Source organism: Micromonospora sp. BQ32 (genome assembly GCF_059358895.1).
This window is the reverse complement of record NZ_JCADBI010000002.1, coordinates 116589-137093: the sequence shown is the minus strand read 5'-3', so window position 1 is coordinate 137093 and position 20505 is coordinate 116589. Positions and strand designations below refer to the sequence as shown.

Sequence of the window (20505 nt, the reverse complement as noted above, 5' to 3'; positions counted from 1 at the left end):
CCCTTTCGTCAGGCAGGCCAGATCCCCCCGTGTCGGTGCGGTGTCGCGCGTTCCCCCTCGGTTCTCCCTTCTTGGTGGCGTGGTGCCGGCGGCCGGGACGGGCCGCCGGCACCACGGCGAACAGAGTCAGGTCAGGCCGGGTCCGTCCGCCGCGCGCGGCCCGTCCGCCGATTCGGCGGTACGCAACCAGACCGCGGTGTCGGACGGCAGCAACCCGTCGTCGAGCGGCCCGCTGGCCAGCAGCAACTCCCCCTGAGCTGGCATCGGCACCGGCGCGGCGGAGAGGTTGACCAGGCAGGTGAAGCCACCGCCGCGGCTGAACGCGAGCACCCCGTCCGGGGCGGACAGCCAGGTCAGCTCGCCGTCGCCGAGCGCCGGGTCGGCCCGCCTGGTCTGGATCGCCGACCGGTACAGCTCCAGCATCGAGGCCGAGTCGCCGGTCTGCGCGCTGGCCGTGCGGTCCTTCCAGTCGGCCGGCTGCGGCAGCCAGGGTGTCGCGGCACCCTCGGGGCTGAACTCGAACGGCGGCTCGTCCCCGCCCCAGGGCAGCGGTACGCGGCAGCCGTCCCGACCGGGGTCGATCCGGCCGGACCGCTCCCACATCGGGTCCTGCCGCAGCGCGTACGGGATGTCCTCGACCTCGTAGAGGCCCAGCTCCTCGCCCTGGTAGACGTAGGCGGCACCGGGCAGCGACAGCGAGAGCAGCGCGGCGGCCCGGGCCCGGCGGGTGCCCAGCTCCAGGTCGGTGGGGATGCCCTCCCGTTTGGCGGCGAAGCTGAACCGGGTGTCCGCCCGACCGTAGCGGGTGACGTGTCGGGTGACGTCGTGGTTCGAGAGCACCCAGGTGGCCGGCGCGTTGACCGGCGCGTGCGCGCTCAGCGTCCCGTCGATGCTCTCCCGCAGCGCGGAGGCGTCCCAGGCGCAGCCGAGGAAGTCGAAGTTGAATGCGGCGTGCAGCTCATCCGGGCGCAGGTAGTTGGCGAACCGCTGCCGGTCCGGCAGCCACACCTCACCGATCAGGGCCCGGTCGGCGTACTCGTCGGCGACCCGACGCCAACCCCGGTAGATCTCGTGCACCCCGTCGAGGTCGTGGAACGGGTGCGGCTGGTCCTCCAGGACCTCGGGCAGCGTCCCGTCCTTGACCAGGAGCCCGGCCGAGTCGATCCGGATGCCGTCCACGCCCCGGTCGAACCAGAACCGCAGGATGTCCTCGAACTCCTCCCGCACCCGCGGGTGGTCCCAGTTGAAGTCCGGCTGCTGGGGGGCGAACAGGTGCAGGTACCAGTCGCCGGGGGTGCCGTCCGGGTTGGTGGTGCGGGTCCAGGTCTCGCCGCCGAACTCGCCGACCCAGTCGGTGGGCCGCTCGTCGCCGTTGGGACCTCGGCCGGGTCGGAACCAGAACAGGTCCCGTTCGGGCGCGCCGGGTCCGCCGGCGAGCGCGGCCTGGAACCAGGGGTGCGCGTCGGAGCAGTGGTTGGGCACCACGTCGACGATGGTCCGGATGCCCAGCGCGTGCGCCTCCGCGATCAGCGCCTCCACCTCGGCCAGGGTGCCGAAGACCGGGTCGATGTCACGGTAGTCGGAGACGTCGTAGCCGGCGTCGGCCATCGGGGACGGGTACCAGGGGCTGAACCAGATCGCGTCGACGCCGAGCGCGGACAGGTGGTTCAGCCGGGACCGGATGCCGGCGATGTCGCCGATGCCGTCGCCGTTGCCGTCGGCGAAGCTCCGGGGATACACCTGGTAGATCACCGCTCCCCGCCACCACGGACTTCTGTCAGCTGTGGACACGAGCACCTGCTTTCTGCGTCAGTACGTCGGCGGGTTCGCCGGACCTGGTCATGTGTCGGGCGAACGGTCGTTGTTCGCCGCGCGGAAGAACATGGTGGCTATCCCTTGATGCTGCCCGTGGTCAGACCGGACATGATGTTCCGTTGGAAGATCAGGAAGATGATGACGGTCGGGATCGCGGCGATGACCGACGCGGCGATCACCACGTTCATCGGTGTGCCGCCGGCGAATGCGTAGATGCCGACGCTGACCGTCCGGGTCTCGGGCGACGGCATGACCAGCTTCGGCCAGAGGAAGTCCTTCCAGACCGCCGTCACGGCGAAGATCGAGACTACGCCGAGGATGGGACGCGACAGCGGCAGGATGATCGACCACAGCGTGCGCAGCGACGTCGCCCCGTCCATGAGGGCGGCCGCCATCAGCTCCTCGGGGATCGAGTCGAAGAACCGCTTCAACAGGAAGATGTTGAACGCGTTGGCGACCAGGGGCAACCAGATCGCGAACGGTGAGTCCAGCAGGTTGATGTGCACGATCGGCAGGTCGATCACGGTCACGTACTGCGGAACGATGAGGACCATCGCCGGGATCATCAGCGTCCCCAGCATCAGGGCGAGGATCACGTTGCCGAAGATCGGTCGAAGCTTGGACAACGAGTACGCGGCGGCCGTGTCGAAGACCAGTTGGAACAGCACCGCGCCGATGGCGTAGTAGAAGGTGTTGAACAGCAGCTTGGCGAGGGCCAGGTTGTTCCACGCGTCGATGTAGTTCTGCGGCTGCGGATCCTTCGGGAACAGTGACGGCGGGGTCTGCGCGATCTCCTGGCCGGACTTGAGCGCGCCGGTGACCATCCAGTAGAGGGGCCCGAGAAAGACGAGCGTGAACCCCGCCACGACCACGACCAGCAGCGTCCAGTAGACGACCCGGCCGCGCCCCCGGCTGAGCTGGGATTGGGAGATGAGGGTCCGGGTTCCGGAATCCTGTGCCATTCCTCGCCGTCCTAGTCCTGTTTCGCAGTCAGCCGCACGTACACGGCAGAGAAGCCGGCCAGCACCACGAGCATGATCACGCCCAGTGCGGCGGCACCGTTGAGGTCGTTCTGGAAGAACCCGTGCTGGTAGATGAGGTACGCCACCGAGGTCGCCGAGTCCTCCGCGCCCGCGCCGTTGGCGAGGATCAGGGGCTCGATGAAGAGCTGCATCGTGGCGACGATCTGCAACATCGCCAGGAGCGCGAGGATCAACCGGGTCTGCGGGATCGTCACGTGGACGATCCGCCGCCAGATCCCGGCGCCGTCGAGCTCCGCCGCCTCGTAGAGCTCGCCGGGGATGTTCTGTAACGACGCCAGGTAGATCAGCACCGCGCCACCCATGTTCATCCAGGTCGACGCGAGCACCATGGCCGGCATCGTCATCTCGGGCGACTGCATCCACTGCGAGGTGGGCAGGTGTAGTGCCTTGAGAATCGCGTTGAAGAGCCCGGCCTCGCTCGGGTCGTACGCGTAGAACTTGAAGAGGAACAGCGCCGAGGCCGGCGGCAGCATCACCGGCAGGTAGACCAGGATCCGCAGGTACCCCTTGGCGTGCCGGAACTCGTTGAGCAGGATCGCCACGAAGAACGGCACCACGTAGCCGAGGGCCAGCGCCAGGACCGTGAAGTAGAAGGTGTTCTGCCAGGCCGTCCAGAAGCTGGGGTCGGCGATGATGCGGGAGTAGTTGTCCCAACCCACCCAGGTGGTCTCGCCGCGCCGGGTCCGCTGGAAGCTCATGATGATGCCGCGGACCATCGGGTACCAGGAGAAGACGACGAAGCAGAGCACCGCTCCGATCAGGAACGCGTGACCGGTGAGGTTGTCCCGTACCTTGCGGCCGAGGCTGGTGCGCTGCGGCCTCGCCGAGTACGGCGACGGCGGGCGGCCCGGTTTCCTGGGGGTCTCCGGGACGGTGGTGATCGCCAAGGCAACTCCTGGGTGAGTCGGTGACGTCGAGATGTGGTGCGAGTGGCGTGGGGGTCGGGTCGGCGTCCCGACCCCCACACGATCGGTCAGCTCTCGGCGGCGAGGAGCTGGTTGACCTTCTCCTCGGCGGTCTTGAGCAGCGCGTCGATGTTCGAGTTCGGGTTGGTCAGCACACCCGACATCGCGGCGTCGAGCACCGCGTAGACGGCCTGGGCGTTGCGCGGCTCACCCTTGATCGGGACCGGGGTCGCCTCGAAGAGCGCGAAGTTCGCCGTGTCGACGTTCGCGTTCGCCTTACGCAGCTCCAGCTCCTGCTTCTGGGCGTCACTGCCGTTGGCGAAGAGCAGCGGCTGGGGCAGACCCACCGGGTAGTTCTGCGGCTTGGCCCGGACGTAGTCGAACTGGCCCTTGCCCGGGGTGAGCTTCTGGTACGCGATCCACTTCAGACCGGCCTTGACCTGCTCGGGAGTGAGGTCCTTCTTGAAGAAGTAGCCCTCACCACCACCGAGCGTCCCCTTCGCCGCGCCGTCCTGGCCGGGCAGCGGAGCCATCGCCCAGTCCTGGAACTTGCCCTGGAACTGGCTGACGATCGCCTGGGTGGCGTCCGGCGCGCCGATGAACATGCCGACCTTGCCCGCGCCGGCGTTCGTCAGCAGGTCTCCCCACTGCAGCAGCTGGCGGGCGCCCATGCTGTTGTCGCCGTACCGCATGTCCTTGAGGTTCTGCAGGACCTGCTTGCCCATGGCGTTGTTGAAGTCGGCCTTCTTGCCGTCCTCGGTCAGCACCCGGCCGCCCTGCGAGTAGAGCAGGGAGGTGAAGTGCCAGCCGCCGGTGTTGCCGGCGCTGTACTCCGAGTAGCCGGCGATGCCGTTGCCGAGCGCGGAGATCTTCTTGGCGGCGGCCCGGACCTCGACCCAGGTCTTGGGCGGGTTGTTCACGTCCAGCCCGGCCTGCTGGAACAGGGCCTTGTTGTAGACCAGACCCATCGAGTAGTTCTTCACCGGGACGGCGTAGAGCTTGCCGCCGTCGGTGAAGACCTCCTTGAGCGCCGGGTCGACGCTGTCCCAGGTCGGGATCGTGTCCTTGCTGACGTGCTGACTGATGTCCATCGCCTGACCGGAGTCGAGCACCTGCTGGAGATCGGTCATGTACCCGTAGAAGACGTCGGTCACGGTGCCGCCGGCGAGGCGGGCGGTGAAGTCCGGCGGGTTGTTGCACTGCTCGCCGACGCTGACGCTCTTGACGGTGATGTCCGGGTTCTGCTTCTGGAACTCGGCGACGTCGTCGTTCCAGTTCTTCAACAGCTCTTTCTGGGCGCCGACCGGCTGGCAGTCCACCGTGATGGTGACCTTGCCGCCGGCGTTCGAGCCCTTGTCGTCGCTCTTCGTGGAGCATGCCGTGAGGCTGAGCCCCAGGCCGGCCACGAGCGCGACCGCCGCAGCCTTTCGGTATTGCGGTACGGACATCTGTCCATCCCTTCGGGAACGGGTGTCTCCAATGACCTTCGCTGATCTGCGGTGATACGACCTGACGCCCAGTAGCTGCGTCGGAGCCAGGTGTGAGTGGAGTCACTGTAACGAGGCCGACTCATTTCGGCAAGGTATCGACCCTGCTCCGAAAGGACACGACGTGATTACGGCAGATGTTGGCAAGGCACTGAAAGCAGCCCGTTTTGCCAGCTATTGATCCCTTATGGTGGGTCATTCGGCCCGGTCGATGTCGACCGTGCCGAGCAACGACGAAAACGGCCGCCGACCGCGAGAAGCGGTCGACGGCCGAAGCGTCGTTCGGTGTGGTGCCTAGCGTCCGGGGGCCGGCGCGGTGGAACCCCGCACCACCAACTCCGGCTCGAACAGCAGCTCGTCCTGGAGTACGCCGGCACCCTCGATCTGGGTGACCAGCAGATCCACGGCGGCCTGCCCCATCGTCTCGATCGGCTGCCGCACCGTGGTCAACGGCGGATCGGTGCACGTCATGAAGGCGGAGTCGTCGAAACCCACCACCGACACGTCGGCCGGCACCGAACGACCCAGCCGCCGGGCCGCGCGGATCGTGCCCAGCGCGAGCACGTCGCTGGCGCAGATGATGCCGGTCACGCCCCGCTCGACCAGCTTCGTGGCGGCGACCCGCGCCCCCTCCATCGAGAAGCTGGAACGCTCGACGCACTCGGCGTCGCCCTCGTCCCAGCCGGCAGCCTGGATCATCGCGTCGAGCTTGCGCCGGGACGGCACATGCCCCTCCGGGCCGAGCACCATTCCGATCCGTTCGTGCCCGAGCGAGCGCAGATGCCCGTACGCCTGCTCCACCGCCACCGCGTCGTCAGTGGAGACCCGGGGGAAACCCAGCTCGTCCACGCCCGCGTTGACCAGCACGACCGGAAGCCCTCGGTCGGTCAGCCGACGGTAGTGGTCGTGTCGAGCGTCGGCGAGCGCGTACGAGCCACCAGCGAAGATCACCCCGGAGACCTGGTGGTCGAGGAGCATCTCCACGTAGTCCATTTCGGAGACCCCGCCGATGGTCCGGGCACAGAGCGCCGGGGTGTAGCCGCGCTGGGCGAGAGTGCCGGTGACGACCTCGGCCAGCGCCGGGAAGATCGGGTTCTGCAACTCGGGCAGCACCAGCCCGACCAGCCGGGCACGTTCGCCGCGCAGCTTGGTCGGCCGCTCGTACCCGAGCACGTCCAGCGCCGTCAACACGGCGGTCCGGGTCGCCTCGGAGACCCCGTCGCGGCCGTTGAGCACCCGGCTGACGGTGGCCTCGCTGACGCCCGCCTTCTTGGCAACTTCAGTCAACCGCTTGGTCACGGTCGCAATCGTACGTCACTTGAATGAAAGAAATGAACAGCTAATTGCCCGGCGTTTGCTGGCTGGCTGCCGCATTCTTCCCACCGCCGACCATTCCGACCCTACGACCCGCAACACCGAACGCGGAAGTGCGCCCTCGCCGACGTCCGGCGTTCGGCACGAACGCTGACGCCCGGCCACGAGCGCTGGGGTTCAGCAGGAGCGCTGACGCCGGGCACGAGCGCTCACGTCCGGCAACCCGAGCGGCCGAAGTCCGCGCGCCAACCACGGCCATCCGCGCCAAGTCCACCCCTGCGACGCGAGGCCCAGCCCGACGGCGCAGTTTGCCCGATATGTGGTCGCCCAGCTCGGCCGACCCGGTCCAGGCGGTCATGATCGACTCGGTTTCAGTGATACCGGGGTGTCCCAATGCCCCGGATACCGCGACATCCTGAAACGCGAGTGGATCATGCCCAGCTGCCGCGCTGGCGCGCGGCATCGCGGGGCGGCGGGATCGCGGGGCACCCCGAGCCGCGAGGCAGCGCGCGGGGCACCGCGGGGCGCGGGATGCGGTGGCCTCGGGTGGGGCTGGGGTCAGGACAGGTCGCGTAGGGCGGTTTCGATGGCCCGGTGGAAGGTCGGGTACGCGTAGATCATGTGTCGGAGCTGACTCAGCGGCACCGCCGCGTGCACCGCCACCACCAGTGCGGACAGCACCTCGCCGCCAGCCGGGCCGACCGAGGTCGCGCCGATCAGTACGCCCTGGTCCGCGTCCGCGACGACCTTGATGAAACCGTCGTCGCCGACCCGGTGGATCCAGCCCCGGGTCGAGCTGCCGAGTTTGGTGAAACCCACCTGCACGTTGATGCCGCGCTCACGGGCCTGCTGCTCGGTGAGCCCGACCGCGCCGATCTCGGGATCGGTGAAGGTCACCCGGGGCAACGCGCGGTAGTCGGCTCGCGGGACGGTCCCGGCAGATCCGCTCGATCCGCTGGCAGCCAGCGAGCTGGAAGCGCCCATCGCACCGCCGACCACGCTGGAGGTGCCGCTGGCGTCCGCCCCGGCCTTCGCCTGCCGGGCGCGGGCCAGGATGTCGGCGATCACGATCCCCGCCTGGTACATGGCGATGTGGGTGAAGGCGCCCTCGCCGGTCAGGTCGCCGACCGCCCAGACGTGGTCGGTGACGTGCAGACGGTCGTCGACCGGGAGGTAACGCTGGTTGGCGTCCAGGCCGATGGTGTCCAGACCCAGCTCGGCCAGGTGGGCCTTGCGCCCGGTCACCACCAGCAGCCGTTCGGCGGTGAACTCGGCGCCGCCGCCACCGCGCACTGTGAACCTGGTCCCGTCGTGCTCGACCCGTTCGGCGCGTACCCCGGTGTGGATCTCCACGCCGTCGGCGCGCAGCGCCGCGGCGGCGACCTCGGACGCCTCGGGCTCCTCGACGGCCAGCACCCGGTCGAGCGCCTCGACCACGGTGACCCGGACTCCGAAGCGGGCGAAGACCTGCGCCAACTCCAGACCGATCGCGCCGCCGCCCAGCACGAGCAGCGACTCCGGCAACTCCTCGGCCTCGATCGCCTGGTGGTTGGTCCAGTACGGCGTGTCGGCCAGGCCGTCGATCGGCGGCACCGACGGACGGGTGCCGGTGCCCAGCACCACCCCGTGTCGGGCCTCGAACACCTGGTCACCGACGCGCACCCGGCGCGGACCGTCGAGTCGGCCGCTGCCCCGCACGAGCCGGCCGCCCTTGCCGATGAACCGCTCCGCCGCGACCGTGTCGTCCCAGGTGTCGGTGGCTTCCTCGCGGATCCGCTTCGCCACCGGCGCCCAGTCCGGCTGGACCTGCGCCGTCCCGGCGAGCCCGTCGACCCGGCGGGCCTCGGCGAGCGCGTTGGCCGCTCTGATCATCATCTTGCTCGGGATGCAGCCCCAGTACGGGCACTCCCCGCCGACGAGATCCCGTTCGACGCCGACGACGCTGAGGCCGGCCTCGGCGAGCCGTTCGGCCACCTCCTCGCCGCCGACCCCAAGCCCGACCACGACAACATCCACCAGCTCCGGCTCCGCCACACCGAACAGCATCCCCCAGCGACACCACCCCGACCACCGGGGTCGGCGGAAAAGTCGGCACGCTCACCGGCCCGGACGCCTACCGTGGCCGGATGCACGCACGCTTCGCTCCGGTCCGGGACTGTTTCCACGACCTGCTCGCCTCCGGCCGGGAGACCGGCGCCGGCCTGACCATCTGGTACGACGGGCAGCCGGTCGTGGACCTGGTCGGTGGCTACCGCAGCGGCCACGGGCCGGGCGGCGAGCCGTGGCTGCCGGACACGCTGGTGAACGTCTACTCGGTCGGCAAGCCGGTGGCCGCGCTCTGCCTGCTGCTGCTCGTCGACCGGGGAACTGTCGATCTCGACGCGACCGTGGACCGGTACTGGCCGGAGTTCCGCGCTCCCGCCACCGTGCGTCAGGCGTTGGCGCACACCGCCGGGCTGCCGGCCTTCCCGGTGCCCCGACCGGCCGCCGCGATCGCCGACTGGGCACTGCTCACCGGGGACCTGGCCGCCGCCGACCCCGAGTGGCCGCCGGGCTCGGTCGCCGGGGAACACGCCTGGACGTACGGGCATCTGGTGGGCGAGCTGGTCCGTCGGGTCGACGGACGGTCGGTGGGCCGGTTCCTGGCCGAGGAGATCGCCGACCGGTGGCAACTCGACCTCGGCTTCGGGCTGACCGAGGCGGACCAGCTGCGCTGCGCGGACCTGCGGTACGGCGACCCGCGGTGGCCGAGCCGGAAGCTCGGCGAACCGGGGTCACTGCGGGCGCGGGCGCTGGGCAATCCGGCCGGCGGGCTGGACCTGGCGGTGCTGAACAGCCCGCTGTGGCGGGGCGCCGAGATGCCCGCGGTCAATCTGCACGCCACCGCGCCGAGCCTGGCCCGGCTCTACGCCGGTCTGTTGGCCGGTGGTGTGCTGGACGGCGTTCGGCTGGTCAGCCCGGAGCTGATCGAGGAGGCGACCCGGGTCCAGTACGACGGGCCGGACCTGGTGCTGGACCGCCCGGTCCAGTGGACGCTGGGCATGCAGCGGGAGCCGGACGGCAGCTGGGGCATGGGCGGCATCGGCGGCAGCAGCGCGTGGGCCGACCCCGACCGCGGCTACGTCTTCGCGTACGCCACGGCGCACCTCGCCGAACACGACCGGGTGGACGAGCTGGTCGAGGTGTTGCACTCGGTCCTCTGAGGCGGTCAACGCAGCCAGACCGGGTCGGTGCCGGGCACCGACAGCGGCGGCGGGTAGTCCAGGGTGCGCCGGAGCTGGTCCGGCAGCTGCCACGGTTGGTGCACCGCCTTGCCCTGCACCCCGGCCAGCTCCGGCACCCACCGGCGCACGTAGTCGCCGGCCGGGTCGTACCGTTCGGCCTGCCGGACCGGGTTGAACCCCCGGTAGGGCTTCGTGTCGTTGCCGGTGCCGGCGACCCACTGCCAGTTGCCGGAGTTGTTCGCCACGTCCCCGTCGAGCAGCCAGCGGAAGAACACCGCCACCCCGGACCGCCAGTCCTGCCCGAGGTGCTTGGTCAGGTAGCCGGCGGTGATCAGCCGGGCCCGGTTGTGCATCCAGCCCTGGGTCCGCAGCTGCCGCATCCCGGCGTCGACGATCGGCATCCCGGTGCGTCCCTCGGTCCAGGCCGCCAACGCGTCATCGTCGTAGCGCCACTGCTCGGTGGCCCCCCGCCGGTACGCCACGGTCGAGATGTCCGGGAAGGCGGCGGTGACCTGGTAGTAGAAGTCCCGCCAGCAGAGCTGCCGGACGAACGGGCCGGACCGGTCCCCGGCGCGGTTCGCCACCGCCAGCGGCGACACGCAGCCGAAGCGCAGGTACGGGCTGAGCCGGGAGGTGTCGTCGCCGGCCATGTCGTCGTGCTGATCGCCGTACCGGGTCAGGTCGGGCAGCCAGTCGGTGAGCCGCGCCTGGGCGACCCGCTCGCCGCCGCTGGCCGCGTCCGGCGAGTTGCCGGCCGGTAGCGCCGGCAGTCGGCCCACGCTCACCCGGTCGGGCAGCGCGATCCGGCGCGGGGCGGCCAACTCCTCGCGCCATCGGTTGGCCGCCCAGGCCCGGTGGTACGGGCTGAACACCCGGTAGTGGTCACCGCCGCCACCGGGCCGCAACGCGCCCGGCTCGATCACTGTCAACCCGGAAAACAGTCGCAGGTGCAGCCGGTGGCGCTCGCACTCGGCGCGGAGTCGCCGCTCCCGGCGGCCGGCGTGGTGGCTGACGTCGGCCGAGAGCGCGACGGCGGTGGCGCCGACCTCGTCGGCCAGCCGGATCGTCTCGGCCACCGGGTCGCCGTGCCGGATCACCAGGTCACCACCACGGTCACGGAGCTGGGCGCGCAGGTCGGCGAGGGCCTGGTGCAGGAAGCGGGTGCGGTTGGCGGAGCGGCCGGCCAGCGCCGGGTCGAGCACGTACAGCGGCACCACCTGGTCGAAGGCCGCGCAGGTGGTGGCCAGTGCCGGGTGGTCGTGCACCCGCAGGTCGCGGGTGAGGAGCACGATCGCCGTGCTCGCGGTCACCGGCTCTCCGGGTGGATCGTCAGCCCGGGGATGACGACCGGCGTACCGGCCGAGCTGAGCAGCGCCCGCGCGGCCACCGCCATCCGTTGCCGCTGCGGCACCAGAGCCCGCCGGACGAAGACGTCGTAGTCCTGCGCGGCCACCTCGTCGAGGATGCCGCCGTAGAGCGCGTACGCGGTGCGCATGCAGGCCTGCGAGGCGGGCGCCAGCATGGTGATGCCCGGCGCGGCGGCGGCGTAGTGGGCCTGGGCGCGGGTCACCTCGTACTCGATCAATTCGCGGATCCGGGGCGTAGCGCGGCCCCGGGCGCGGGCCTCGGCCAACTCCTCGCGGGTGATCCCGAACTTCGCCAGGTCCTCGTCCGGCAGGTAGGTGCGGCCCCGGTCGAGGTCCTCGGCGACGTCCCGGATGAAGTTGGTGAGCTGGAAGGCGAAGCCGAGCTGCCGGGCCGGCTCCCGGGCCGCCGCCGGGTCGGAGCTGCCCAGGATCGGCAGCATCATGGTGCCGATCACCGCCGCCGAGCCCTCCATGTAGTCGAGTAGGTGGTCATAGGTCGGGTACGTGGTGACCGTGAGGTCCATCGCCATGCTCTTCAGAAACGACGCAAAGTCGTCCCGGTCGAGATCGAAGACGGCGATCGTGTGCAGCACGGCCGGCAACAGTGGGTCGGCGACCGGCGCCCCGTGCAGGCCGGCCACGAACTGGCTGGCCCAGCGGTCCAGCAGGGCGGCCCGCTCGGCCGGCGGAAGATCCTCGGTGCGGTCGACGATCTCGTCCGCGTACCGCGTGAACCCGTAGAGGGCGTGCACATGTCGTCGTTTCCAAGCGGGGAGCAGGCGGGTGGCGAGATAGTAGGTGCGGCCGTGGCGTTTGTGCAGCTCACGACACCGGTCATAGGCGGCGGTGAGATCAGTTTCCACCGGCCCTCCTCCATTTATCGACGCACCAATCGACGCAACTCGTAGCCTAGGGTACGCTCAACCGCATGGCCAACGACGCAGTTGCGGGCAACGTGACCCGCGTGGCGCCGGCAGGGCCGGGAGACGGGGACGATCCGGTCCGCGCCGTTCTGGCCGCTTATACCCACGATCTGGTCACGGCGGTCGACGAGACCCTGGACGCCTTCCTCACCGCCGAGGTCGACACCCTCAACGACATCGACACATCGATGGGCAGCTTCGCCGCCACCGCGCGGGAAGCCGTCCTGGCCGGCGGCAAACGGATCCGGTCCACGTTCGCCTACTGGGGTTGGCGCGGGGCGGTCGGCGGCACCGCGGCCCTGCCGCCCGTCCTGCCCGCGCTCGCCGCGCTGGAGCTGCTGCACACCTTCGCGTTGGTGCACGACGACGTGATGGACTCGTCCACCACCCGCCGCGGCCGGCCCACCGCGCACGTCGCGCTCGCCGAACAGCACATCGCCGCCGGCCACCGAGGTGATCCCGGCCGGTTCGGTGAGGCCGTCGCCGTGCTCATCGGCGACCTCTGCATGGTCTGGGCCGACCAGTTGCTGGCCCACGCCTCGGTGCCATCGACTCGCCTCTTCGAGGTGCGCCGTTGCTACGACCAGATGCGGGTGGAGACGGTCGCCGGGCAGTATCTCGACGTGCTCGGCGAGAACGACCCGGCCAACTGGTCGGTGGACCGGGCGCTGCGGGTGGCCCGCTACAAGACCGCCAGCTACACCGTCCAGCGACCGCTGCTCTTCGGGGCCTGCCTGGCCGGGGTGCCCGCCGACGATCCACTAATCTCCGCGTACACCCGCTACGGCCTGGCTGTCGGCGAGGCGTTCCAGCTCCGCGACGACCTGCTCGGCGTCTACGGCGACCCGGCGGCCACCGGCAAACCGGCCGGTGACGACCTGCGCACCGGCAAGCCGACCACGCTGCTCATGCTGGCCCGGGAGCTGGCCACGCCGGCCCAGCTCGCGGCGTTGGAGCGGGCCGCCGGCGGACCAGTCGACACGCTCGCCGGGCTGGTCGCCGAGACCGGCGCGGTGACCCGGGTGGAGCAGATGATCGCCGAGCGGGTCAGCGACGCGCTGGCCGCGCTCGACGCCGCACCCGTGGACCAGACGGCGCGGACGGCGCTGACCGGGCTGGCCACCGCCGCTGCCAACCGGCGGGCCTGATGAGCGACTTGAGCGAGGAGGTGGTGACGTGCGGACGGTGACAGGACGGACGGACCGGGTGGTGGTCGTCGGGGCCGGGCTGGGCGGGCTCGCCTGCGCGCTGCACCTGGCCGGCAGCGGTCGACAGGTGACCGTGCTGGAACGCGAGCCGGTGCCCGGTGGGCGGGCCGGACGGCTCGGCGTGGACGGCTACGAGTTCGACACCGGCCCGACCGTGCTCACCATGCCCGACCTGATCGCCGAGGCGCTCGGCGCGGTCGGCGAGGAGCTGCACGACTGGCTGGACCTGACCCCGCTCGACCCTGCCTACCGGGCGTACTACCCGGACGGCTCGACCCTCGACGTGCTCACCGACACCACCCGGATGGCGGCCGAGATCTCCCGGGTCTGCGGGCCCCGTGAGGCAGACGGCTACCTGCGTTTCGTCGAGTACGCGCGGGAGCTGTGGCGGCTGGAGCGCACCGACTTCATCGAGCGCAACCTGGACGCGCCGACCGATCTGATCACCGGCAACCTGCTCAAGCTGCTCAGCGGCGGGGCCTTCCGGCGCCTCCAAACGAAGATCAACCAGTTCTTCCGGGACCCGCGTACCCAGCGGATCTTCTCGTTCCAGGCGATGTACGCCGGCCTCGCGCCGCACGACGCGCTGGCCATCTACGCGGTCATCGCGTACCTCGACTCGGTGGCCGGGGTCTACTTCCCGCGCGGCGGCATCCACGCGGTCTCCAGGGCGATGGCCGGCGCGGCCGAGAAGCACGGCGTGCAGATCCGGTACGACACCACGGTGACCCGGGTGGAGACCGCGAACGGCCGGGCCACCGGCGTGCTCACCGCCGACGGTGACCTGGTGCCTGCGGACGTGGTGGTGCTCAACCCCGACCTGCCGGTCGCGTACCGGGACCTGCTCCCCGCCGCGCCACAGCGCCGGCTCACCTACTCGCCGTCCTGCGTCGTTCTGCACGTCGGCTCCCGACATGCCTATGCGAAGATCGCCCATCACAACATCCATTTCGGACGCGCGTGGAAGGGCACCTTCGATGAGGTCATCCGACGGGGTGAGCTGATGACCGATCCGTCGCTGCTGGTGACCAACCCGAGCCGGACCGACCCTGCGGTGGCCCCACCGGACCGGCACACCTACTACGTGCTCGCCCCGGTGCCCAACCTGCACCGGGCGCCGTTCGAGTGGCGCGGCGACCTGACCCAGCGCTACACCGACCAGCTGATCGGCACCCTGGAAGAGCGCGGCTACGTCGGCTTCGGCGCCGGGGTCGAGGTGCTGCGGGCCATCACCCCCGCCGAGTGGGAGGAGCAGGGGATGGCCGCGGGCACTCCGTTCGCGGCCGCGCACACCCTCTTCCAGACCGGCCCGTTCCGCCCGTCCAACCTGCACCGCGACCTGTCGAACGTGGTGTTCGTCGGCTCCGGGACCCAACCCGGCGTCGGCGTGCCGATGGTGCTCATCTCCGGCAAGCTCGCCGCCGGTCGGATCACCGGGGAAGGCCGATGAGCAGCCGGGAGAAGCACCTCGTCGAGCTCGTCGACGAGACCGGCAAGGCCCACGGCGAGACGACCGTCGCGGCCGCGCACCAACCCCCGGGGCAGCTGCACCGGGCCTTCTCGGTGTTGCTGGTGGACCCGGACGGGCAGGTGCTGCTCCAGCGCCGAGCCGCCGTCAAGACCCGGTTCCCGCTGCGCTGGGCCAACTCCTGCTGCGGCCACCCCCAGCCTGGGGAGTCGCTCGCCGAGGCGGCGAACCGACGGCTGAGCGAGGAGTTGGGCGCGGGCCCGGTCGAGCTGACCGAGGTCGGCATCTACGTCTACTACGCGGAGGACCCGGCGACCGGTCGGGTCGAGTTCGAGTACGACCACGTACTGCGAGGCGAGTTCCTGCCCAGCGCGCCGCTCCTGCCGGACCCGGGCGAGGTGGCCGAGCTGCGGTGGGCCGACCCCACCGCGCTGGAGGCCGAGTTGGCTCTCGACCCCCGGTCGTACGCGCCCTGGCTGGGCGGGGTGGTAAACCGGCTGCTACGCCCCTCGGGGTCCCGGTCGGGCGCAACCGGCCCGGTCATGACCCCGCCCGGATCGTCGGCGGATGACACGGCGGAGTGGTCGGGTGGTCGATGAGGCGCTGAGCGCGGGCGCGGTCGCACGCCGGCTGGGGGTCGCGGTGACGACCCTCCGCACCTGGCACCAGCGCTACGGGCTCGGGCCCAGCGAACACATCCCCGGTCACCACCGCCGCTACACCCCCAGCGACCTGGCCCGCCTCGAGATCATGCGACGACTCACCGCCGAGGGGGTGAGCCCCGCCGAGGCGGCCCGCTGGGCCCGTCAGGCATCGGATCCGATGCCCAACGGCACCGGCACCGTCGCTCCCGCCCAGATCCACCCGACCGGCCGTGACGGCGGCGGATCCATCCCGGTCGGCCGTGCCGGCCCGGCGGCCCGCGGGATGGCCCGGGCCGCCATGCGGCTGGACGCGGCGGCGATCAGCGAGACGATCGCGCACGCCTTGGGCGCCGGAGGGGTCGTCGCCACCTGGGAGGGCCTGCTGCGCCCGGTGCTCGCCGGCATCGGTGAACGGCACGCCGCCACCGCCGGTCTGATCGAGGTGGAACACCTGGTGTCCCGCTGCGTCTCGGAGGCGCTCGCGGCGGCCAGTCGCGCCAAGGTGCCCACCGGGCCGGCCCGGATCCTGCTCTCCTGCGCCGACGAGGAGCAGCACACCCTGCCGCTGGAGGCGTTGGCCGCAGCTCTCGCGGAGGCCGGTGTCAGCTACCGGATGCTCGGTGCCCGGGTGCCGGTGGCCGCTCTCGTCGAGGCGGTCAACCGGACCGGGCCGGCCGCCGTGGTGCTCTGGTCGCACACCCGGGCCACCGCCGACCCGACCCAACTCAGGGCGCTGCTCGCCGCGCCCCGGCGCCCGTTGCTGGTGCTCGCCGCCGGCCCTGGTTGGCGAGCCGACACGCTGCCCGCCGGGGTGGTACGGCCGGTCGACCTGGCCGAGGCGGTCTCGCTCTCCGCCGCCGTCCGCGATTCGCTGGACCAGTCGAGGCGTGATTGATCGCACTGTCGCCGACTGGCGGCGTGAACTACCGTCGGGCGGGTCCGCCTACCCCGACCCTCCGGGAGCGAGCAGATGCAAGCCCGCGCCGTCCTGGCGTCCGTCCTCGCCATGGCGCTGGTCTTGTCCGGCTGTGCCCAACCGGACCACACCATCGCCGCCGCCGGCCCTCCCAAACCGGTGGAATCCACCACGCCGCCCACCCCGACGCCGCACCCCAGCGTCACCAAGCCGGCCAAGCCGCCACTGCGGCCGCTGCCGGCCAAGCTCCCCGCCGGCCTGGATCGCAACACCGGCGTACGCCCGGTGGCCCTGACGTTCGACGACGGGCCCAGCCCAGCCTGGACGCCCAAGGTGCTCGACCAACTGAAGGCCGCGAAGGTCACCGCGACCTTCTGCGTCGTCGGCCGCGAGGTGCAGCGTCACCCGGAGTTGGTCCGGCGGATCGTCCGGGAGGGACACCAGCTCTGCAACCACAGTTGGCGACACGACCTCGATCTGGCCCGGCGACCTGTCGGCGAGATCCGGGCCGACCTGGACCGCACCAACAAGGCCATCCAGAAGGCCGCTCCCGGCGCGAAGGTGCCGTTCTACCGGCAGCCCGGCGGCCGGTGGACGTCGGAGGTGCTCGGGGTGGCCAAGAATCTCGGTATGCGCCCACTGCACTGGTCGGTCGACCCGCAGGACTGGGACAAGCCGACCGCGGCCACCATCGGCAAGCGAGTCCACGCCGCCACCCGCCCCGGTGGCATCGTTCTCCTGCACGACGGGGGTGGAAACCGGGCCGCGACGCTCGCCGCCTGCCCGAAGGTGATCGCCGACCTGAAGCAGCGCTTCGGCATCACCCGACTCCGCTAGAACCGCTCTGACCTGCGTTTATGGCCCGTCCCAAGCCCTTGCCGACACCGATTTTGTCGACCGACGGAGCATCACGTATGCTTTCCAAGCCTCCGGCGGGGCCGGATGGGAGCAAGTCCGCTTGAAGTTGCGAATGTGCAATGATGGCGGGGCCGCCCTCATCGTCTAGCGGCCCAGGACGCCGCCCTTTCAAGGCGGTAGCACGGGTTCGAATCCCGTTGGGGGCACGACCGGCGCAAGCCGGAGCAAGGCACGACCGGCGCAAGCCGGAGCAACACAAGCTAGGTCCTGTGGAGCAGTTGGAGTGCTCGCCGCCCTGTCAAGGCGGAGGTCGCGGGTTCAAGTCCCGTCAGGACCGCAGCGCTAGACGCCGCGCCCCGCGCGGCGTTCTGCGTATCGGAGCAGGTCGCCTTGCCACCGGTTCGTCCGGTTGCCGGGTAACATGAGCCGAGCGACACGGCCAGGTAGCTCAGTTGGTACGAGCGTCCGACTGAAAATCGGAAGGTCGGCGGTTCGACCCCGCCCCTGGCCACATAGCCTTTCGCCGGGCTACAGAGATCCCCACCAGCGGAAACGCAGGTGGGGATCTTGCTGTTTCCGGCGCTTCTGCCGACACCCCGGTGCCTGGCGCGGACCAGACCTCCGCCCCTCCCACCGGCCCGCGTGATCAACAACACCACGGGCCGCACGATCGACTCGGCTTCCGTGAAGTCGGGGTGTCCCAGCGCTCGCAACACCGCGACATCAAGGAAACCGAGTCGATCATCGCGCGGCGGCGCGGCGGACGTGACGCGCGGCGGCGCGGCGGACGTGACGCACGGCGGCGCCGCGTCAGTGGTCGCGGCGACCCTGCGGGCGATGCTGGGCCACGCTGCCCTGGATCGCCTCCCACACGCTGCGTCCGGCCTCTCGCAGCGTCTCCCCCGCCTGCTCGGCGAGCTGGGCAGCGCTCTGCGCCGCGCCCGGCAGACCACCGTCGCCGTCCCCGGACGGGCTGGGACCGGGCGCAGCCGCCTGACCGGGCTGGCTGTGGGCTTCTTCGGCGTGACGCGGTCCCTCGTGCCGCTGGCCTTCCGGGCGGTGCCCAGCTGGCGGGCCGGCCTCCGGCTCACGGCCCTGTGGATGACGTCCCTCCGGATGCGCCTGGTCAACCGGTCCTGGGCCGCCAGCTCGCGGCCCGGGCCCCCCGGCACCCGGTCCCGAGCCGACCGGACCAGCCCCGGACCGACCTGGATCTGGCCGACCAGAACCCGGCCGGTCTGGACCCGGCCGATCTGGACCCGGCCGACCGAAACTCGGCCGATCTGGACCCGGCCGATCGGAACTTGGCCGATCTGGACCCGGCCGATCGGAAGCCGGCCGGTCGCGGTCGACCACCGGGCTGGCCGCGCCGACCTGCCGGCCCGGCTCGTCGCGGACGCCGTCCGAGCGCCGACTCGACGCTTTGATCTCCGCTGCGCCCGCGGCCAACTGCTGGCTGCTGCGGTTCACGTCGTCAACGGCGGTACCGGTCGTACGTGCGAGCGCCTCGATGATGTGTGGGTTGTGGTCGAGCGTGTCCAGCGCTCGCCCCAGGATCCTGGTCAGCTGCTCCAGCCGCACCCTCAGCTGCGCCTCGGCGTTCACCCCGTTGACGTCCAACTCGCCGCAGTTGAGGTGCACCCGTACGCCCGCGTCGACCTGGAGCAGATTGGCCACCCGGGCCCGTAGCGACAGGTCGGCCTCCAGACCGTCGACCGCCAGCCGGATGGAGTCGACGGAAACCTTCGGAATGTCGAGCAGGACGTCCGGGTTCCCGCTGTTGACGTCCCGGTCCGGCTCCCGCTGCTGCCCGCTCTCGCTCATGCTCTCCCGCCCCGCCCGCAGTACCGGCCCGGGGGTCCGAGCCGTTCGGCGCGGTTACCCGCTTTCCGCGGGGCATCCCGTCCGTGACGACTCGACGACCCTCTGTCTGAAAAAGGCATCGTGTGAAGCTGCACACGCGGGCATCAGCCGGTATGGTCCGGGCCTATGGGACAGGAAATGACTGATCCGGCCGACATCAGGCAGGACGGCGACCGGTTCTCCTTACGGTGCAGCCTCTTCGTCCCAAGCTCCGCTGAGCACGCGTTCGCGGTTTTCACCAACGAGCTGGCCGACTGGTGGGTCACCGAATACACCTGGTCCGGCCCGGACGCTCTCGCCGAGCTGGGGATGGAACCACAGGCCGGAGGCATGCTCTACGAGATCGGCCCGTACGGTTTCCGGGCCGACTGGGGCCGGGTGCTCACCTGGGACCCACCGAGGCGGCTGGTCTTCGTCTGGCAGATCGGACCCGACCGGGCGCCCGTGCCGGACCCGGCCCGGGCCAGCGAGGTCGAGGTGCTGTTTCATCCCGACGGACCGGAGCGCACCCGGGTCGAGTTGGAGCACCGGCACTTCGACCGGCACGGCGAGGCTGCCGAGGGATATCGCAAGGCGCTCACCGCCGGTTGGCACGAGTTGCTCACCCGTTACGTCGCCACGGTGTCGCGCCGCCCCACCACGTCGGCCTGACGAGACCGCCGGATCACCGGCCGAGCCGCCGGGCGGCGGCGGAGCCGCCGCCGAGGTCCCGACCACCCAGGTTGGCGCGTTGGCCCGCCTCCGCTCCCGAGCCGAAGCCGGTGCCGCCCAACCGGCGCGGTGGTGCGGTGCGCAGCCGCGGGTACTCCTCGGTGAGCCGTCGCTGCACCCGGTCGGACCGGTCGGCGAGCACCAGCGCCATCGACGGCATGCCCGACTCGCTGGCCGCCGTCGACTCGGCGGCCCAGAGCCGGCCTCCGACCACCTGCGCGAAACCGGCCAGCCAGGAGCGGCGGAAGGCGGCGGGATGGTCGTCGGCGGGCACCTCGGTGGCGGCCAGGCCGTGCGCCGCCTGCACGAGCAGTGAGGTGAAGAGCAGGTCGACCCGCTCCAGGTCGCTGGCGAAGCCGAAGAGGTGCAGGGCGAAGCCGTTGCCCTGCCGACGGCGTACGCAGCGGCAGCGCAGTGGCTCGGCCACCGCGGCGAGCAGGCCGACCTTGTCGCGGGCGTACGGGGCGACGACGTCCAGCACTCGATCGCCGACCGGGTCGGTGGCCGGGTCCCGGGCGGCGAGCAGCGCCCGGTCCACGCCGTAGCGGGCGATCAACTCGGTCGCCTTGGCGGTGAACGCGGCCGACTCGGCCGGCGTGCAGGCTGGGTCCTCGGCCTGGGCCAGCAGCTTGCGCACCTTGCTGAGCATGGCCTCGGACATGCCTACAGAGCTACCACACGGGCCGGACGTCATCGGGGCCGCGCCGGAATCGATCGATACGTATCATCGTCACGGTCGGATGATCAGTCCAATACGGA

General features: G+C 71.0%; 17 protein-coding genes and 3 tRNA genes. 10 read left to right on the top strand and 10 right to left on the bottom strand.

Features of this window, described 5'->3' with window-relative positions; genetic code table 11:
• Positions 1-126: 126 nt before the first annotated feature.
• From AC5L30_RS04195 to AC5L30_RS04170, 6 genes are all read right to left on the bottom strand, one after another.
• A complete protein-coding gene (locus tag AC5L30_RS04195; protein ID WP_494865489.1) occupies positions 127-1791 on the bottom strand; it encodes a glycoside hydrolase family 13 protein in 1665 nt (554 codons plus the stop codon).
• Positions 1792-1889: 98 nt separating this feature from the next.
• On the bottom strand, positions 1890-2777 hold the full coding sequence (locus AC5L30_RS04190; protein ID WP_494865488.1) for a carbohydrate ABC transporter permease: 888 nt from the start codon (positions 2775-2777) through the stop codon (positions 1890-1892).
• Between the two features lie 11 nt (positions 2778-2788).
• Positions 2789-3745: a carbohydrate ABC transporter permease gene (locus AC5L30_RS04185; protein ID WP_112586243.1), complete on the bottom strand. Its 957-nt coding sequence runs from the start codon at positions 3743-3745 to the stop codon at positions 2789-2791.
• Positions 3746-3831: 86 nt separating this feature from the next.
• Positions 3832-5211, bottom strand: coding sequence for an ABC transporter substrate-binding protein (locus AC5L30_RS04180; protein WP_494865487.1), 1380 nt, complete (start codon positions 5209-5211; stop codon positions 3832-3834).
• Between the two features lie 333 nt (positions 5212-5544).
• Complete coding sequence (locus AC5L30_RS04175) at positions 5545-6549, bottom strand: LacI family DNA-binding transcriptional regulator (protein ID WP_238657870.1); 1005 nt, start codon at positions 6547-6549, stop codon at positions 5545-5547.
• A gap of 573 nt (positions 6550-7122) precedes the next feature.
• Complete coding sequence (locus AC5L30_RS04170) at positions 7123-8610, bottom strand: dihydrolipoyl dehydrogenase family protein (protein WP_494865486.1); 1488 nt, start codon at positions 8608-8610, stop codon at positions 7123-7125.
• An 80-nt stretch (positions 8611-8690) separates the two neighbouring features.
• Here AC5L30_RS04170 and AC5L30_RS04165 point away from each other — a divergent pair, with 80 nt between their 5' ends.
• Positions 8691-9767, top strand: coding sequence for a serine hydrolase domain-containing protein (locus AC5L30_RS04165; protein WP_494865485.1), 1077 nt, complete (start codon positions 8691-8693; stop codon positions 9765-9767).
• A gap of 5 nt (positions 9768-9772) precedes the next feature.
• Here AC5L30_RS04165 and AC5L30_RS04160 read toward each other — a convergent pair whose 3' ends face one another.
• Complete coding sequence (locus AC5L30_RS04160; RefSeq protein WP_494865483.1) at positions 9773-11098, bottom strand: cryptochrome/photolyase family protein; 1326 nt, start codon at positions 11096-11098, stop codon at positions 9773-9775.
• Positions 11095-12018, bottom strand: coding sequence for a phytoene/squalene synthase family protein (locus AC5L30_RS04155; protein ID WP_494865482.1), 924 nt, complete (start codon positions 12016-12018; stop codon positions 11095-11097). The genes AC5L30_RS04160 and AC5L30_RS04155 overlap by 4 nt, the downstream gene beginning before the upstream one ends.
• Positions 12019-12083: 65 nt before the next feature.
• On the opposite strand from AC5L30_RS04155, the gene AC5L30_RS04150 reads away from it, so the two are divergent.
• The 8 genes from AC5L30_RS04150 (at position 12084) to AC5L30_RS04115 (ending at position 17683) form a co-directional block, all read left to right on the top strand.
• Positions 12084-13226: a polyprenyl synthetase family protein gene (locus AC5L30_RS04150; RefSeq protein WP_494865481.1), complete on the top strand. Its 1143-nt coding sequence runs from the start codon at positions 12084-12086 to the stop codon at positions 13224-13226.
• Positions 13227-13254: 28 nt separating this feature from the next.
• Positions 13255-14736, top strand: a complete 1482-nt coding sequence (crtI, locus tag AC5L30_RS04145) for a phytoene desaturase family protein (protein WP_494865479.1) — start codon at positions 13255-13257, stop codon at positions 14734-14736.
• Entirely contained in the window at positions 14733-15353 is a 621-nt protein-coding gene (gene idi, locus AC5L30_RS04140; RefSeq protein ID WP_494865477.1) for an isopentenyl-diphosphate Delta-isomerase, read from the top strand. Before crtI ends, idi begins: the two co-directional genes overlap by 4 nt.
• Entirely contained in the window at positions 15343-16293 is a 951-nt protein-coding gene (locus AC5L30_RS04135; protein ID WP_494866069.1) for a MerR family transcriptional regulator, read from the top strand. The genes idi and AC5L30_RS04135 overlap by 11 nt, the downstream gene beginning before the upstream one ends.
• 75 nt (positions 16294-16368) lie before the next feature.
• Complete coding sequence (locus AC5L30_RS04130; protein ID WP_494865475.1) at positions 16369-17151, top strand: polysaccharide deacetylase family protein; 783 nt, start codon at positions 16369-16371, stop codon at positions 17149-17151.
• Positions 17152-17305: 154 nt separating this feature from the next.
• Positions 17306-17378: transfer RNA gene (locus tag AC5L30_RS04125), tRNA-Glu, on the top strand.
• A 57-nt stretch (positions 17379-17435) separates the two neighbouring features.
• Positions 17436-17509, top strand: a tRNA-Asp gene (locus AC5L30_RS04120).
• A 100-nt stretch (positions 17510-17609) separates the two neighbouring features.
• Positions 17610-17683 (top strand) — tRNA-Phe (locus AC5L30_RS04115).
• Positions 17684-17982: 299 nt separating this feature from the next.
• Here AC5L30_RS04115 and AC5L30_RS04110 read toward each other — a convergent pair.
• The gene (locus tag AC5L30_RS04110; RefSeq protein WP_494865473.1) at positions 17983-18996 is read right to left on the bottom strand and encodes a hypothetical protein; all 1014 of its coding nucleotides are present in this window, start codon (positions 18994-18996) and stop codon (positions 17983-17985) included.
• Between the two features lie 165 nt (positions 18997-19161).
• On the opposite strand from AC5L30_RS04110, the gene AC5L30_RS04105 reads away from it, so the two are divergent.
• On the top strand, positions 19162-19686 hold the full coding sequence (locus tag AC5L30_RS04105; protein WP_494865472.1) for an SRPBCC family protein: 525 nt from the start codon (positions 19162-19164) through the stop codon (positions 19684-19686).
• Positions 19687-19699: 13 nt separating this feature from the next.
• Here AC5L30_RS04105 and AC5L30_RS04100 read toward each other — a convergent pair whose 3' ends face one another.
• Complete coding sequence (locus AC5L30_RS04100; protein ID WP_494865470.1) at positions 19700-20407, bottom strand: DUF2786 domain-containing protein; 708 nt, start codon at positions 20405-20407, stop codon at positions 19700-19702.
• Positions 20408-20505: the final 98 nt, after the last annotated feature.

Bases quoted from the DNA above. Each gene is read 5' to 3' on its own strand.
- AC5L30_RS04130 (WP_494865475.1), top strand. From the start codon at position 16,369: ATGCAAGCCCGCGCCGTCCTGGCGTCCGTCCTCGCCATGGCGCTGGTC.
- AC5L30_RS04170 (WP_494865486.1), bottom strand. From the start codon at position 8,610: ATGCTGTTCGGTGTGGCGGAGCCGGAGCTGGTGGATGTTGTCGTGGTC.
- AC5L30_RS04150 (WP_494865481.1), top strand. From the start codon at position 12,084: ATGGCCAACGACGCAGTTGCGGGCAACGTGACCCGCGTGGCGCCGGCA.
- AC5L30_RS04180 (WP_494865487.1), bottom strand. From the start codon at position 5,211: ATGTCCGTACCGCAATACCGAAAGGCTGCGGCGGTCGCGCTCGTGGCC.
- idi (WP_494865477.1), top strand. From the start codon at position 14,733: ATGAGCAGCCGGGAGAAGCACCTCGTCGAGCTCGTCGACGAGACCGGC.
- AC5L30_RS04100 (WP_494865470.1), bottom strand. From the start codon at position 20,407: ATGTCCGAGGCCATGCTCAGCAAGGTGCGCAAGCTGCTGGCCCAGGCC.
- AC5L30_RS04110 (WP_494865473.1), bottom strand. From the start codon at position 18,996: ATGAGCGAGAGCGGGCAGCAGCGGGAGCCGGACCGGGACGTCAACAGC.
- AC5L30_RS04190 (WP_494865488.1), bottom strand. From the start codon at position 2,777: ATGGCACAGGATTCCGGAACCCGGACCCTCATCTCCCAATCCCAGCTC.
- AC5L30_RS04105 (WP_494865472.1), top strand. From the start codon at position 19,162: ATGGGACAGGAAATGACTGATCCGGCCGACATCAGGCAGGACGGCGAC.
- AC5L30_RS04165 (WP_494865485.1), top strand. From the start codon at position 8,691: ATGCACGCACGCTTCGCTCCGGTCCGGGACTGTTTCCACGACCTGCTC.